This is a genomic window from Streptomyces sp. NRRL F-5630 (assembly GCF_000719475.1).
Lineage (GTDB): Bacteria > Actinomycetota > Actinomycetes > Streptomycetales > Streptomycetaceae > Streptomyces.
Map to the genome: position 1 here is coordinate 10,868 of NZ_JOGO01000027.1, position 13,208 is coordinate 24,075.

The 13,208-nt window shown below is 74.1% G+C and carries 11 protein-coding genes; 7 read left to right on the plus strand and 4 right to left on the minus strand.

Annotated features, from left to right (window positions below; genetic code table 11):
- Positions 1-179 precede the first annotated feature (179 nt).
- The 6 genes from IF99_RS0114930 to IF99_RS0114955 all read left to right on the plus strand — a co-directional run bounded on the left by IF99_RS0114930 (position 180) and on the right by IF99_RS0114955 (position 6,804).
- Positions 180-992 (plus strand): redox-sensing transcriptional repressor Rex, encoded by an 813-nt coding sequence (locus IF99_RS0114930; protein ID WP_030996965.1) that lies wholly within the window; start codon positions 180-182, stop codon positions 990-992.
- Positions 989-2,395, plus strand: a complete 1,407-nt coding sequence (locus IF99_RS0114935) for a glutamyl-tRNA reductase (RefSeq protein ID WP_030996966.1) — start codon at positions 989-991, stop codon at positions 2,393-2,395. Before IF99_RS0114930 ends, IF99_RS0114935 begins: the two co-directional genes overlap by 4 nt.
- Positions 2,392-3,363: a hydroxymethylbilane synthase gene (hemC, locus tag IF99_RS0114940; RefSeq protein ID WP_030996967.1), complete on the plus strand. Its 972-nt coding sequence runs from the start codon at positions 2,392-2,394 to the stop codon at positions 3,361-3,363. The genes IF99_RS0114935 and hemC overlap by 4 nt, the downstream gene beginning before the upstream one ends.
- Positions 3,360-5,027 carry a uroporphyrinogen-III synthase gene (locus IF99_RS0114945; RefSeq protein WP_030996968.1) on the plus strand — a complete coding sequence of 556 codons (1,668 nt, stop codon included), beginning with the start codon at positions 3,360-3,362 and terminating at the stop codon, positions 5,025-5,027. Before hemC ends, IF99_RS0114945 begins: the two co-directional genes overlap by 4 nt.
- Positions 5,028-5,059: 32 nt before the next feature.
- Complete coding sequence (hemB, locus tag IF99_RS0114950) at positions 5,060-6,055, plus strand: porphobilinogen synthase (protein WP_030996969.1); 996 nt, start codon at positions 5,060-5,062, stop codon at positions 6,053-6,055.
- A 236-nt stretch (positions 6,056-6,291) separates the two neighbouring features.
- Positions 6,292-6,804: a GNAT family N-acetyltransferase gene (locus tag IF99_RS0114955; RefSeq protein ID WP_030996970.1), complete on the plus strand. Its 513-nt coding sequence runs from the start codon at positions 6,292-6,294 to the stop codon at positions 6,802-6,804.
- A 6-nt stretch (positions 6,805-6,810) separates the two neighbouring features.
- Here IF99_RS0114955 and IF99_RS0114960 read toward each other — a convergent pair whose 3' ends face one another.
- From IF99_RS0114960 to IF99_RS31645, 4 genes are all read right to left on the minus strand, one after another.
- The gene (locus tag IF99_RS0114960) at positions 6,811-9,246 is read right to left on the minus strand and encodes a beta-L-arabinofuranosidase domain-containing protein (protein WP_030996971.1); all 2,436 of its coding nucleotides are present in this window, start codon (positions 9,244-9,246) and stop codon (positions 6,811-6,813) included.
- A gap of 300 nt (positions 9,247-9,546) precedes the next feature.
- Positions 9,547-11,025: a SulP family inorganic anion transporter gene (locus tag IF99_RS0114965; RefSeq protein ID WP_030996972.1), complete on the minus strand. Its 1,479-nt coding sequence runs from the start codon at positions 11,023-11,025 to the stop codon at positions 9,547-9,549.
- A complete protein-coding gene (locus IF99_RS0114970; RefSeq protein WP_030996973.1) occupies positions 11,022-11,600 on the minus strand; it encodes a carbonic anhydrase in 579 nt (192 codons plus the stop codon). The genes IF99_RS0114965 and IF99_RS0114970 overlap by 4 nt, the downstream gene beginning before the upstream one ends.
- 74 nt (positions 11,601-11,674) lie before the next feature.
- Entirely contained in the window at positions 11,675-12,022 is a 348-nt protein-coding gene (locus IF99_RS31645; protein WP_051703511.1) for a hypothetical protein, read from the minus strand.
- A gap of 465 nt (positions 12,023-12,487) precedes the next feature.
- Between IF99_RS31645 and IF99_RS0114980 the strand changes: the two genes are divergently transcribed.
- Entirely contained in the window at positions 12,488-13,147 is a 660-nt protein-coding gene (locus IF99_RS0114980) for a hypothetical protein (RefSeq protein WP_030996975.1), read from the plus strand.
- The last annotated feature ends 61 nt before the right edge of the window (positions 13,148-13,208 follow it).

A 13,208-nucleotide genomic window follows, 5' to 3' on the forward strand; every position in this document is an offset into this window, starting at 1 on the left:
CGCGCCCCGCGCGCATCGGTTCCCCGACGTGGGGATTCGGCCACGTGACCCCGGTCACTTTGGCCGGACAAAACGGACACCATCTTTGTGCACGCGTTCACAAAGACATAGCCTGCTGGCGACGGGGCGGTCCTGGGACAACTGACCGCCCAGAGCCCCGCTCTACCCGCAGGAGCACCGTGGCAACTGGCCGAACTCACCGACCGGCGACCCGCAGCCGAGGAATCCCCGAGGCCACCGTCGCCCGGCTTCCGCTGTACCTGCGCGCACTCAACGCACTCTCCGAGCGCTCGGTCCCCACGGTCTCCTCCGAGGAACTCGCCGCTGCCGCCGGGGTCAACTCCGCGAAGCTGCGCAAGGACTTCTCGTACCTCGGCTCCTACGGGACCCGCGGTGTGGGCTACGACGTCGAGTACCTCGTCTACCAGATCTCGCGCGAGCTGGGCCTCACCCAGGACTGGCCGATCGTCCTGGTCGGCATCGGCAACCTCGGCGCGGCCCTCGCCAACTACGGCGGCTTCGCCTCGCGCGGCTTCCGGGTCGCGGCGCTCGTCGACGCGGACCCGGCGCTCGCCGGGAAGCCCGTCGCGGGCATCCCTGTCCAGCACATCGACACGCTGGAGACGGTCATCCGCGAGCAGCACGTCTCGATCGGGGTCATCGCCACACCCGCCGGGGCCGCGCAGCAGGTCTGCGACCGGCTCGTCGGCGCCGGGATCACCTCCATCCTCAACTTCGCCCCCACGGTCCTCGCCGTGCCGGAGGGCGTCGACGTGCGCAAGGTCGATCTCTCCATCGAACTCCAGATCCTCGCCTTCCACGAGCAGCGCAAGGCCGGTGAGGAGAACCCCGCCGAGGAGAGCGCCGTGCGGAACGCGCCGACCACCGCCGTCAGCGGCGTCGCGGCGAAGGAGACCCCCGGCGAGCGCGCCGCGCGCGCCGGGGACGGCCCGGGACCGGAGGGTGACCTGCCCGCCGTGATGCGGGCATGAGTCTCCTCGTCGTCGGGCTCAGCCACCGCAGTGCCCCCGTGAGCGTCCTGGAACGCGCCGCGCTCAGCGCCGAGGCGCAGGCCAAGCTCCTCCAGGACACCCTCGCCGCCGAACCGGCCGCCGAGGCCGCGGTCCTCGCCACGTGCAACCGCGTCGAGCTGTACGCGGACGTCGACAAGTTCCACGCGGGCGTCGCCGAACTCTCCACGCTCCTCGCCCTGCACGCGGGCGTCGGCCTCGAAGAGCTGACCCCGTACCTCTACGTCCACTACGAGGACCGCGCCGTCCACCATCTCTTCTCGGTGGCCTGCGGACTGGACTCGATGGTCGTGGGCGAGGGGCAGATCCTCGGGCAGATCAAGGACGCCCTCGCGCGCTCCCAGGACCTGCACACCGCCGGGCGGCTCCTCAACGACCTCTTCCAGTCCGCGCTCCGCGTCGGCAAGCGCGCCCACAGCGAGACCGGGATCGACCGCGCGGGCCAGTCCCTCGTGAGCTTCGGCCTCGCACAGCTCGCGGAGAGCACCCCGGCCGGGGACGGCACCCCGGGCGAGGGCGCCTCGCAGAACGCCACCTCCGTCGAGGACTGGGCGAAGGGCAAGCGCGCCCTCGTCATCGGCGCAGGCTCGATGTCCTCGCTCGCCGCCGCCACGCTCGCGCGGGCAGGCGTCGCCGAGATCGCCGTCGCCAACCGCACCCGGGCCCGCGCCGAGCGGCTCGTCGAGATCCTCACCCAGCCCGGCGGTACGGGCGTCGCCGCGCGCGCCCTGCCGATCGGCGAGGCCACCGACGAGCTGCCCCGCGCGGACATCGTCGTCTCGTGCACGGGCGCGACCGGACTCGTCCTGCCCGCCCAGGCCATCGAGGAGGCCACGACGGGCCGCGCCGCGCGCCCGCTCGCCCTCCTGGACCTCGCCATGCCGCGCGACATCGACGCGGCGGCGCACCGCCTCGACCACGTCCGCCTCGTCGACATCGAGTCGCTCGCCGCGGCCAGCGCCGACGCGCCCATGGCCGCCGACGTCGAGCGGGTGCAGCACATCGTGGCCCAGGAGGTGGACGCCTTCGGCGCCGCCCAGCGGGCCGCGCACATCACGCCCACCGTGGTGGCCCTCCGCACCATGGCCGCCGACGTGGTGGCCGCCGAGACGGCCCGCCTGCACGGGCGCCTTCCCGGCCTCGGCGAGCGTGAGTTCGCCGAGATCACCCAGACCGTGCGGCGCGTCGTGGACAAGCTCCTGCACGCGCCGACGGTGCGGGTGAAGCAGCTCGCGAGCGAGCCCGGCGGCGCCGGGTACGCGGACGCGCTGCGCACCCTCTTCGACCTCGACCCGCAGACGGTGGCCGCCGTCAGCCGGGCCGACGCGAGCAGTACAGACGACCCGAATCGAGGGCGGTCATGACCGACAAGCCACTCCGGCTCGGCACCAGGCGCAGCAAGCTCGCCATGGCGCAGTCCGGGCTCGTGGCCGATGCCGTGCGCGAGGCGACGGGCCGTCCCGTCGAGCTCGTGGAGATCACGACGTACGGCGACACCTCGCGCGAGCACCTCGCGCGCATCGGAGGTACGGGGGTCTTCGTCACCGCGCTGCGCGACGCGCTGCTGCGCGGTGACGTGGACTTCGCCGTGCACTCCCTGAAGGACCTGCCGACCGCCCAGCCCGAAGGGCTCGCGCTCGCCGCGGTCCCGCCGCGCGAGGACGCCCGGGACGCGCTCATCGCGCGCGACGGGCTCACCCTGGAGCGACTGCCGCGGGGCGCGCGGATCGGGACCGGGTCGCCGCGCCGCATGGCACAGCTCAACGCCCACGCCCGCGCGCGGGGACTCGACATCGAGACGGTGCCGATCCGCGGCAACGTCGACACGAGGATCAACTTCGTACGGGACGGTGAGCTGGACGCCGTGGTTCTCGCCGCGGCCGGGCTCAACCGGCTCGGCAGGGGCGGTGAGGTCACCGAATACCTCGCGCCCGACACCGTCCTGCCCGCGCCCGGACAGGGGGCGCTCGCCGTCGAGTGCCCCCCGGGGCCGCTCGCCGAGGCGCTCGCCCGGCTCGACGACCCGTCCACGCGGGCCGCCGTGGCCGCCGAGCGGGCGCTGCTCGCGGCGCTCGAAGCCGGGTGCAGCGCACCTGTGGGCGCGCTCGCCGACTTCCCCGACGGAACGCAGGACCAGGCCGCGCAGCGGCAGACCACCGAAATGCGCCTGCGGGGCGTCGTCGGCTCGACCGACGGCTCCTCGCTGGTGCAGCTGACCACCACCGGTCACGTGCCCTCCACGCAAGCGGAGGCCGAGGCGCTCGGCGCGGAACTCGCCGCCGAGATGCTGGCGAAGGGCGCGGCCGGTCTGATGGGGGAGCGAGCACGATGAGCCCCACCACCTCCGCCCTTGCCGCCGTCGCCACCGAGCCGGCCCACGGGCATGTCACCTTTCTGGGCGCGGGCCCGGGCGACCCCGGCCTGCTCACCCTGCGGGCCGTGGAAGCACTGGCCGCGGCCGACGTGCTGATCGCCGAGCCCCGGGTGCTCGACGTCGTCCGGGCGCACGCGCGCGGCGACGCGGACGCACCCCTGCTCACCGACGAGGCGTCAACCGAGCCCGGAACGCCGGGAGTCGGTGACGCCGTCAATCTTGTCATGGAGGCCGCACGGGGCGGCAGGCGGGTCGTCCGAGCCGTCGCGGGGGACCCCGGTCTCGACACCTACACGGCCGCCGAGATGCTCGCCTGCGCCGCCGAGGGCATCCCCTTCGAGGTCGTCCCCGGCATCGCCGCCGCCCTCGGGGTCCCGGCCTACGCCGGGGTCCCGCTGCGGGACGCGCAGGGCACCGACGTGCGGTTCGTGGACGCGGCCTCGGCCTCGGAGCGCTGCTGGAGCGAGGTCGGCCAGAGCGACGGCACCGTCGTCGTCACGACGACCCTGGAGAGCGTCGCGCGCGCGGCCGGTGAGCTGGTGAGCGCCGGGCGCAAGCCCGACACCCCCATCTCGCTCACCGTCGCGGGCACCACGACCCGGCAGCGGACCTGGACGGCGACCCTCGCCTCCGTGGGCCAGGTGCTCAAGCAGGCGAAGGTGCTGCCCTCGCCGGAGGGCGCGCAGCCCGTCATAGCGGTGGTCGGGGAGCGTTCCGCCCCTGCGCTGCGCGATCAGCTCGCCTGGTTCGAGTCCAAGCCGCTCTTCGGCTGGAAGATCCTGGTCCCGCGCACGAAGGAGCAGTCCCGCGCGCTCTCCGACCAGCTCCGCTCCTACGGTGCCGTGCCGCACGAGGTGCCGACGATCGCCGTCGAGCCGCCCCGTACGCCGCAGCAGATGGAACGCGCCGTGAAGGGCCTCGTCACGGGGCGCTACGAGTGGATCGCGTTCACCTCCGTCAACGCCGTCAAGGCGGTGCGGGAGAAGTTCGAGGAGTACGGGCTCGACGCGCGCGCCTTCGCGGGCATCAAGGTCGCCGCGGTCGGCGAGCAGACGGCCAAGGCGCTCATCGCCTTCGGCGTGAAGCCGGACCTGACCCCGAGCGGCGAGCAGTCGGCCGCGGGGCTCCTGGAGGACTGGCCCCCCTACGACCCGGTCTTCGACCCGATCGACCGCGTCTTCCTGCCGCGCGCCGACATCGCCACGGAGACCCTCGTGGCCGGGCTCATCGAGCTGGGCTGGGAGGTCGACGACGTCACCGCGTACCGCACCGTGCGGGCCTCGCCGCCCCCGGCCGAGACGCGGGAGGCGATCAAGGGCGGCGGTTTCGACGCGGTCCTGTTCACCTCCTCCAGCACCGTCCGCAACCTCGTCGGCATCGCGGGCAAGCCGCACAACGTCACCGTCATCGCGTGCATCGGCCCGGCGACGGCCAAGACGGCCGAGGAGCACGGGCTGCGCGTGGACGTCATGGCCCCCGAGCCCTCCGCGCTCAAGCTCGCCGCCGCGCTCGCCGACTTCGGCACGCGGCGCCGGCTCGCCGCGCTCGACGCGGGGGAGCAGGTGACCCGGCCGAGCGAGCGGCGTCCCGGGGCGCGCAGGCGGCGCAGCGCCACGTCATGACTTCCCGTGTTTCCCGTAAAGGTGGTTCGAGTATGAGCGAGTACGGCGACGGTTTCCCCGGCATCCGGCCGCGTCGGCTCCGTACGCACGCGACGATGCGCCGTATGGTCGCGGAGACGCGCCTCGACCCGGCGGACTTCATCCTTCCCGCGTTCGTGCGGGAGGGCATCAGCGAGCCCGTCGCGATCGAGACCATGCCCGGGGTCGTGCAGCACACGCGCGACACGCTCCGCAAGGCGGCGGTCGAGGCGGCCGAGGCGGGAATCTCGGGGATCATGCTCTTCGGCGTGCCCGAGGAGGCGAAGAAGGACGCGGTGGGGACGGCGGGGACCGACCCGGACGGCATCCTCCAGCAGGCTTTGCGCGATGTGCGGGCCGAGGTCGGCGACGACCTGCTCGTCATGTCGGACCTGTGCCTCGACGAGTTCACCGACCACGGGCACTGCGGGGTCCTCGACGCGCGGGGGCGCGTCGACAACGACGCGACGCTGGAGCGGTACGCGGAGATGGCGCAGGTCCAGGCCGACGCGGGCGCGCACGTCGTGGGCCCGAGCGGCATGATGGACGGCCAGGTCGGCGTCATCCGTGACGCGCTCGACCAGACGGGCCACGAGGACGTGGCGATCCTCGCCTACACGGCGAAGTACGCCTCCGCGTTCTACGGCCCGTTCCGCGAGGCCGTCGGCTCCTCGCTGAGCGGCGACCGCAAGACGTACCAGCAGGACCCCGCGAACCTCCGCGAGTCCTTCCGCGAACTCGCCCTGGACCTCCAGGAGGGCGCGGACATGGTCATGGTCAAGCCGGCGGGCCCCTACCTCGACGTCCTCGCGAAGGTCGCCGAGTCGGTCGACGTCCCGGTCGTGGCGTACCAGATCTCCGGCGAGTACGCGATGATCGAGGCGGCGGCGCAGCGCGGCTGGATCGACCGCGAGGCCGCCATCCGCGAGTCCCTCCTGGGCATCCGCCGCGCGGGCGCCCGCAACGTGCTGACGTACTGGGCGGTGGAGGTGGCGCGGGCGCTGCGGTGACGCGTCCGCGTGCCGGGTCCCGGCGCGGGCCCCCGCTTCCGGTGCTCCGGGGGCGGGGGCCTTCGTGCGCGGGGGCTTGGGCGTGCGCGCGGGGCGGCGGCGTGGCCTGGGCGCGGGGCGCGCGGGACCCGTCCCCCTGGTCCGTCCCGTCCTGGACGCGAGGTGCGGGGCCGCCTCCCGTCCCCCTGTTTGCCCGCGATCGCGGGGAACGGCTGCGGAGTGCGGCCGTACCTGGTATGCCCGTAGCCATGGCTGCTGATCTCGCGACGAGGCGACTGGTGTTGCACCCCCTGACGGTGGCGGAGGCCGAGCAGATCGCGGCGGGGGTGCCGGGGGTGGGGCCCGGGGCCGTGCCGTGGGGCGAGGGGTATCCGGGGCACAGCTCGCGGGTCGGGGCCCTGCACTACCTGGAGATGGTGGAGAAGTACGGGTACCCGGCGGAGTTCCCCGCGTACGAGATCCGGCGGCGCCAGGACGGGGCCGCCGTGGGCGGGATCGGCTTCCACGGGCCGCCCGACGAGCGCGGGTGGGTCGAGCTGGGCTACGACCTCGTACCGGCCGTGCGGGGGCGGGGGTTCGCGTCCGAGGCAGTGCGAGGGCTGCTCGTGTTCGCGCGCGAGCAGGGCGCGTGCGGGGTCGCCGCCGACACCGACGCCGGCAACCTGGCCTCGCAGCGCGTCCTCCTCGCGGCCGGTTTCGCCTTCGCGCGCGAGGAGGACGGGGTGCGGTACTACGGGGTCCGGCTGTAGGGCGCGTCAGGTCAGCAGCTCCCACACGTGGTCGTCCGTGCCGTTGTCGGCGAACTGGACGACCTGCGCGGAGTCGGCCGTGGACATGCCGTCGACGCCGAGCACCTTGCCCGAGTGCCGCACCTTGAGGCGGTGGCCGCCGTCCGGCGCGGGCAGGAACTGCCACAGGTGGTCGTCCGTGCCGTTGTCCGCGAACTGCACGACGTGCGCCGAGTCCGCGGTCGACATGAGGTCGACGCCGAGCACCTTGCCCGACTCGCGGTTGCGCACCCGGTACCAGCCGTCGCCCTCGGGGACGAGTTCCCACAGGTGGTCGGCGGTGCCGTTGTCGGCGAACTGCACGACGCGCGCCGAGTCCGCGTGGGACATGCCGTCCACGGCGAGGACCTTCCCGGAGTGCCTGTTGCGCAGCCGGTACCAGCGCTGCGTGAGCCACGGCGTGCCGCCCGCGTGCGCCGTCGGCAGTACGGAGACACGCAGCCGGGCGGCGCCGAGCGGGACGAGGGTCACGTCCCGCTCGGGCTCGGTACCGCGCGCCGGGCTCTGTTGCAGCGGCCACACGACGTGCTGCGCGTCGGTGCTCCACTCGGGCAGGCGGCGGGCCCGCGCGGTGAGCGCGAGCGGGGTGCCGTCGAGCGTGAAGGGGTTCGCGTCCGGATCGGCGCCGGTGGAACGGACCGCGGGCGTCGGGCCGTCGGGCAGCAGGGCGTAGTTCCACGCACTGGTGGCGTGGACGGCGTACTCGGGGAACTGCTCGCTGCCGCCGAGGCGTTCGTACCGTTCCCCGACGCGCAGCGCGTAGGCGAGCGGCCCCCGGTAGACGCTCACCGCGCCGTGCTGCGCCGCCCACGTGCGCACGGTGACGCGCTGCGGGAGGCGGAGCCGTACGGTGTCGCCGTTCCGCCACGTGCGGCGCACCGTGGTGAGAGCGGGACCCGCGGGTGCCGCCGACCCGGCCCCGTTGACCGTGAGTTCGGGTGCCTCGCACCAGGCGGGGACGCGGAGCCGCAGCGGGAAGGCGACGGGGCGCGGGGTGCGTACGGTGAAGGTCAGGGTGTCGCCGAAGGGGTAGGCCGTGTCGGTGCTCACGGTCACCTCGGTCGCCTCCGCGCCGACCTTCGCGCGGACCTCGTTCGGCGCGTACATCAGCGCGGCGAGGCCGTGGTCCGGTGTCGCGAGCCACAGTTCCTGCGCGAACCAGGGCCAGCCCATGCCGTAGTTGTGCGGGCAGCAGCGGTACTGGTCGACGCCGGGGAGGTACGCCTGCATCGCGAAGGCGTTCTGGAACTGCCGGTCGGACTTCGGGGTGTTGTCGAGGTCCACGCTGTTGGCGCTCGTGACGTAGTGGACGGCCCTGCCGGACGGGTCGAGGGAGGGCGGCAGGGCGTTGAACGCCAGTTCCTCGCAGCGGTCGGCCCACAGCGGGTCCCCGGTGAGCCGGGTCAGCAGCTCGTGGCTGGCCATGAACTCCACGACGCCGCACGTCTCGAAGCCCTGGCGCGGGTCGTCGTGCCCCTCGCGTATGTTCTCGTCGCCCGCGAAGCCGCCGCCGGGGAACTGCCCGTGCCGCATGGCGAGTTCGTACGTCGTGTACGTGGCCCGGGTGTCCGCGTCGGCGCCGCTGCGCAGCGCGTACTGGGCCGGTTCGCGGAAGCCCTGCGCGATGTTCACGTTGTGCGGGCTCGCCAGACGGGCGCGCCAGTCGGCGCCGTGCGTGTGGATCTTGTCGGCGAGGTCGAGGAGGAAGGCGTCGCCGGTGCGGTTGTAGAGCCAGTAGACCGTGTCGAGGCCGTCGCCCCACCGCAAGGACACCCAGCTCTGGTTGAAGGCGCTCGGGCCCTGCGCGTGCATGTAGCGGAGGAAGGCGGTGAGGGCGGGGAGCACGCGGGCATCGCCGTCGTACTCGTACCAGGAGCGCAGTGCCTGGAGCAGCGGGAGGTACGGCCAGAAGTCGGGGCCGCCGCCGAGCGAGGTGCGCAGCCGCGCCGGTCCGAAGAAGCCGTCGGGCTGCCGGGTGGCGAGGATCGCGTCGACCCAGTCGCGTACGGCCGCGAGCGCCTCGGTGTCGCGCGTGACGAGGGCGAGGTCGGTGTATCCCCGCAGCCAGTAGGGGAGTTCCTCCCAGCCTTCGCGCTCCGGGTGGGCCCAGCCGCTCGTGGCGCGGTCGAGGAAGTGCGAGGTCTTCGCGTACTGGCCGCACAGGCCGCGCAGTTGGAGCGTGAGCTGGGTCGCGAGCCAGCCGCGCGGGGTGACGGCGGTGGGCGGCAGGCGGAGGAAGGCGGTGGGGCGCAGGGGTGCCCTGCTGGGGGTGTAGTGGCCGCCGCGAGCGGGCGCGGCGCGGTGTTCCGCGGCCGTGGCGAGGCCGGAGAAGCGGGTGCCCAGGACGAGGGCGCCGGCGGTGGCGAGCGAGGCGGAGGCGAACTGTCTGCGGTTCAGGTGCATGGGGGTGGTGCTCCTGTCGGCTCGGCAGATGGTTCCGGAGGGTGCGGTGTGCGGGCAACTCCCTTACAACGTTGGAAAAAAGAGCGGTCGGCGGTATGACAGCACTCGCGTGGGCGGGTGTCCAGAGGGGCGGCGCGGTTCTCTCCCCGCGGCGGTCCGGCCGACCGTCCGCGGCCCACCGGGCTTCCGCGGGGCGGGCACGGCGGGCCGGGCGCCCTGACCGGGGGTCAGGGCGCCCGGCTGCCATGGCCCGGCTCGCGGAGGCAGGGGCGGTCGCCATGCTCGACGACCACGGCCGGGTCAGGTGGTGGTGACCTTGACCGGTTCCGTCTCGGCGGAGCTGTGCCGCTCCGCCCAGTTCTCCAGCGCCGTCCTGCACGCGTGGTCGAGGTGGTTGACCCCGGACAGGTGCAGCTCGACGGGCCGGTTCTGCGGCAGGGCCTCCAGGCTGTCGAGGATCTTCGGCAGCCGCAGGAACGTCGCGTTGCCCGTCAGGTACGCCTGGACGGGACCCGCCCCCTTGTCGATGACCTCCAGCTTCACGTGCGAGGCCTCCCAGGCCGTCTTGGCGACGGACAGGGCGATGCCGACGAGGACGCCCTCGAACATGCTGACCGCGACGATCGACACGGCGGTGACGACGAGGATCAGCGCCTCGCCCCGGTGCTCGCGCCACAGCGTCACGAGCGAGCGCGCCGGGATCAGCTTGGCCCCGGCGTGCACCAGGACGCCCGCGAGCGCGGGGAGCGGGATGTAGGCGAGGACGCCCGGCAGGAGCGCCGCGAACAGCAGCAGCCACACGCCGTGCAGCACACGGGACGCCTTGGTGCGGGCGCCCGCCTGCACATTGGCCGAGCTGCGCACGATCACCGCGGTCATCGGCAGCGCGCCGAGCACCCCGCACACCGCGTTGCCCGCGCCCTGCGCCATCAGCTCCTTGTCGTAGGCGGTCCGGGGCCCGTCGTGCATCCGGTCCACGGCCGCCGCGCTGAACAGGGACTCGGCGGACGCGATGAGCGTGAACGCCACGATGGTGGCGATCAGGCCGAGGGCCGTGAGTTCGCCGAACGCGTCCAGGGACGGCGGCTGGATCGACCCGAGCAGGCCGTTGACCTCGACGGTGGCCACGGGCGCGGAGAAGACGACCGAGGCCGCCGTCGCGAGGCCGACCGCGGCCAGCGGCCCGGGAACCACCCGCACCCGCGCGGGCAGGTACTTCCACAGCACCAGGATCGCGACGGTGCCCGCGCCGAGCGCGAGCGAGGCGAGCCCGGCGGTACTGCCCGCGACGCCGAAGAACGCCTCGGGCAGCCCGGCTATCTTGCCGAGCCCCGACTCCGGCGCCTTCGCGGCCAGGACGGTGTAGAGCTGCCCCGCGGTGAGGACGAGGCCGATCCCGGCGAGCATCCCCTCGACCACCGACACCGAGATGGCCCGGAACCAGCGGCCTATCCGCAGGGCGCCCATGCCGATCTGGAGCAGCCCGGTCGCCAGGACGATGACGCCGAGCACCGGCAGGCCGAACTCGTCCACGGCCTCGTACACGAGGACGGTGAGCCCGGCCGCCGGGCCGGACACCTGGAGGCTGCTGCCGCGCATGAGGCCGGTGACGAGACCGCCCACGATGCCGGTGACCAGGCCGAGTTCGGCCGGGACGCCGGAGGCGACCGCGACGCCCACGCACAGCGGCAGCGCGACGAGGAAGACGACGAGGGAGGCGGTGAAGTCGGCCCTGAGGTGGGGGTACTTGCGCGCGTCCGCGCGCTCGGGGGTGCTCACAGCGCCTCGAAGGCGTCGGTCCCGGCGCGGTGCGTCCGGACGCGGCCGGTGTGCACCTCGTAGTACCAGCCGTGCAGGCGCACGCGGCCGTCCGCGAGCCGCCGCTGCACGCACGGGTAGGCGCGCAGCCGCTCCAGCTGGGTCACGACGTGCCGCTGGACGGCCGCCTCGACCGTGGGGTCCGAGGGGTCCTCACCGGTGGGGCCGGTCGCGGCGTACGCGAGCCAGTCACGGACCTGGGGGACGGCCGTGAGGTCGTCGCCGCGCACCAGCGCGCCGACGGCGCCGCAGTGCGAGTGCCCGCACACGACGACGTCCTGGACGCCGAGCACCTCGACGGCGAACTCGATGGTCGCGGCCTCGCCGCAGGGACCGCCGGACGGGTCGGGGACGATGTTGCCCGCGGTGCGCAGTTCGAAGAGCTCACCGGGGCGGGCGCCGGTGATCAGCGCGGGCACGACCCGCGAGTCGGAGCAGGTGATGAAGAGGGCCTGGGGGGACTGCCCTTCGGCGAGCCCGGCGAAATCCTCGGGGCGCTGTCCGAACGTACGGGCGCGGTCGATGAGGGGCTGCATGACGTGACGTTTCCTCCTGGCGCGCCGTGGGGGCGCGTCGGACTGACAGGACGGTGGGGGGTGGCAGCGCCCTGTCAGCAGAGGAAGACCTGCAACGCGGCGGGGGTGAGATCGGGGACGGAGCGGCACGGGCGGGCGCGCACCTCCGTGTCCGGGAGGAGCGGGGCGTACCCCGGGTGCCGCTGCTCCGCGGGCAGCGGCACGGGGCCGGGAGAGGGGGCGCCGCGGGCGGCGGCCCGGTGCCGGTCCCGGGTGCGGAGCACCTCCGCCGGGTCGTGGGCGCGCGGCTGTCCGTGCCCGGCGACCGGAACCCGCTCGGCGGCGGTCGCCACCGTTGCCAACCGCTGCTCGTGTGCGGGAGTGAACGCGGGGGCGAGGGCGAAGGAGGCCAGGGTGAGTACGGCCGCGACGGCCAGCGTCACCCAGACACGAGCCCTCCGACCTCGCACCACGCGCCTCCTCCCCCCACTTCCGAACGTCAAGCACCAGCCAATGATTGGTCAACCAATGGTCAAGAGGAAGATTAGCTGTGCAATGGTGATCGCCGGGTTAACAGCATGTTGCGGTGCTGAGGAAGCGTGAAAAGTGCGGTCCATTGGCGAAAAACAAGCTGGTGGACACGGCGCGTGCGCGGCGGCCGGGGGCCGGGGCCACCCGGTCGGGGGAGTCGCTCGGGGCGGCTTCGGCAGGCGCTGACGCCTCGTGCCGCGTGCGCAGGAGGGCCCGCCGTCAAGCTCGTTGAGGGACGCATCGCGGCGAAACGCGCCGAGGGGGCGGGCGGGGCGGCGTGCGCGGGCGGGGCCGGCTGGTTAGCGTCGGTGCGGTGGTGCGTACCGGCGGCGCGTGGTGCGTACGGCTGTCCCCGCGCACGAAAGGGAGCCCCGGCCATGGCCTGGAACGCGAACGTCCTCTTCTTCAGCTTCCCCGACCCCAGCGACACCTACGCGGCCTTCCACGACGCCGAGGAGGCCGAGGAGGTGAGCCGCGCCGCCGTCCTGGAGCGCGCGAACGACGGCACCCTCTCCGTCACCGAGACCTACGCCCCCGCCGAGTACCTCACGACGGGGGCGGGCGGGGCTGTCGGCGCGCTCCTCGGCGTCCTCGCGGGCCCGGTCGGCGTCCTCTTCGGCTGGACGGCGGGAACGCTGTTCGGGCTCGCGGCCACCGGCGAGGAGGAGGCCGGGGAACTGGACGCGCTCACGGTCCTCAGCCGGGGGCTGCCCGACGGCTCCAACGTCCTCGTCGTCGCCGTCGACGACGAGCGGGACCCCGCCGTCGCCGACAGCCTCGCGGCCCGCTACCGGGGCCGCGTGCTGCGCGTCCCGGCCGGGGTCGTGGCGGAGGAGGTACGGGCCGCGCAGGAGGCGGCCGACGAGGCGGCGCGCAACGCCCGCGCGAAGGTGCGCGAGGAGCGCCGGGCGGAGGCACGGGAAGCGGCCGAGGACTTCCGCGCCCGCACGGCCGCCTTCTTCCGGGGCGACCACCGCCAGGCCCGGGGCGGCCCGGCGGGACCCGCGCGGGGGGAATGGGCGGCGGACGGGGCGTGAGCGGGGCCCGAGCGCGCCAGGGCGGGCGGGCGCCGGTGGGGCGGCGGGCGGCGGGTGACCG

Bases quoted from the DNA above. Each gene is read 5' to 3' on its own strand.
- IF99_RS0114935 (WP_030996966.1), top strand. From the start codon at position 989: ATGAGTCTCCTCGTCGTCGGGCTCAGCCACCGCAGTGCCCCCGTGAGC.
- hemC (WP_030996967.1), top strand. From the start codon at position 2,392: ATGACCGACAAGCCACTCCGGCTCGGCACCAGGCGCAGCAAGCTCGCC.
- IF99_RS0114945 (WP_030996968.1), top strand. From the start codon at position 3,360: ATGAGCCCCACCACCTCCGCCCTTGCCGCCGTCGCCACCGAGCCGGCC.
- hemB (WP_030996969.1), top strand. From the start codon at position 5,060: ATGAGCGAGTACGGCGACGGTTTCCCCGGCATCCGGCCGCGTCGGCTC.
- IF99_RS0114955 (WP_030996970.1), top strand. From the start codon at position 6,292: ATGCCCGTAGCCATGGCTGCTGATCTCGCGACGAGGCGACTGGTGTTG.
- IF99_RS0114960 (WP_030996971.1), bottom strand. From the start codon at position 9,246: ATGCACCTGAACCGCAGACAGTTCGCCTCCGCCTCGCTCGCCACCGCC.
- IF99_RS0114970 (WP_030996973.1), bottom strand. From the start codon at position 11,600: ATGCAGCCCCTCATCGACCGCGCCCGTACGTTCGGACAGCGCCCCGAG.
- IF99_RS0114980 (WP_030996975.1), top strand. From the start codon at position 12,488: ATGGCCTGGAACGCGAACGTCCTCTTCTTCAGCTTCCCCGACCCCAGC.